Annotated in this window: 3 protein-coding genes; all 3 read right to left on the bottom strand. The window is 55.0% G+C overall.

Annotation, left to right across the window (positions count from 1 at the left end; all coding sequences use genetic code 11):
• Nucleotides 1-194 precede the first annotated feature (194 nt).
• Nucleotides 195-752, bottom strand: coding sequence for a TlpA family protein disulfide reductase (locus tag D6694_11675; protein ID RMH38964.1), 558 nt, complete (start codon nt 750-752; stop codon nt 195-197).
• 119 nt (nt 753-871) lie between these two features.
• Nucleotides 872-1,096 (bottom strand): hypothetical protein, encoded by a 225-nt coding sequence (locus D6694_11670; protein ID RMH38963.1) that lies wholly within the window; start codon nt 1,094-1,096, stop codon nt 872-874.
• A 20-nt stretch (nt 1,097-1,116) separates the two neighbouring features.
• The coding region (locus tag D6694_11665) for a hypothetical protein (protein RMH38962.1) at nt 1,117-1,333 on the bottom strand (217 nt) is incomplete at its 5' end.

Raw genomic sequence — 1,333 nt, 5'->3', positions numbered from 1 at the left:
TCCATTTTTCTCGAGGAGCCCGGAGAATAACGGGGCAGAGGCACGACTTTTCGAGACTTTGTCAGGATTCCAGAGGTACGACTTTTCGAGACTCAACACACTCCTTTCGGTGAAACGAAACGGCTTTCTCTATCTCATGAACTGTTCACGCAAACTGTCGCTCTTTTTTCGTCTTCACATCACCTCCTTCCCTTTCATTTCTTCTCAACGAAAGCCTCGATGCCCTCCAGTGTATTGGCCGTGCCCGAACGCACGACTACCCCCTTATCGTCGAGCAAAAAGAACCAGGGCGTCCCCGGCACTTTGTAAGCATGGGCTACCTTGTCGTCCCACGACAAAATCGGGAAATCAAACCCGTACTTGTTGACCACTTCTTCCTTCGCTCTCTCACTCCCCGCCAAAATCATCACGATTCGTTGTTCGGGGTGTTTTTGATGATAAGCGCTCAAATTGGGGAACATGCGCCGGCAGGCTCCACACTCGGTTGAGGCAAAGATCAACAAAAAAGGTTTCCCCGCGAACTGCGCCAGGGTGATGGTCTGACCCTTCATGTCCTTGAGCGCAAACGGCGGCGCTTTCTTGCCGGGTTGGATGCCTTCCCGTGCTGACTGCGGTGCGACGGCGCGCAACGGAGCCACGCTTCGCTCTACCCGAGTCACATGCCACAGGATGAGCGCGTCCAAGAGGATCAGCACACCCAACAACACCACGATGCCTTGCAACAGGCGCTCCACACCTTTGTTTTCGTTCATGGGAACACATCCGTACAAAGAGTTGGCCCCCGCCAGCAATGTAGATTCGTCTAAGGGCCCCTTGAATCATCTACATTTTACCCCCCCCGCACTTTTGTCAAGTACTACACATCTTACACTTACATCAACCAATTGCCCTTAACGCCAAGGGCACCAAGAATAACGCAAAGGCGCAAAGAAAAGAGTTTCCGTGTCTTCTGCGGGTTTCTGTGTAATCTGTGGTTTTTGCGCCAAGGTCGCCAAGAATGCAAAGGGCGCAAAGAAATAAGGCGCAGAGGACGCAGAGCAAATCTGCCAACTGCTAAACGCCACCCGCTAACCACCAATTTCAAATCGGTGCCCATCGGTGTCATCGGTGGATTCTTCACTCTCCTCGCAACACCTGGGCGGGCGGGATACGCTCCGCGTGGCGGGCGGAGAAGTAAGCGGCCACCAAGGCGGCTAACGCGGGGACAACCCAACCCACGCCCAACGTGAGCGTTAGCGGCGCGGCGTCGCCGTCCAACGGCCATTGATGGCGCATGATTTTTGACCGAAATTCCGCCGACGTTGGCGCGCGGCGCAGCCGCGTCCGCTGCACG

It is taken from the genome of Gammaproteobacteria bacterium, assembly GCA_003696665.1.
Taxonomy (GTDB): Bacteria; Pseudomonadota; Gammaproteobacteria; order Enterobacterales.
This window is presented reverse-complemented; position numbering and strand designations above follow the sequence as displayed.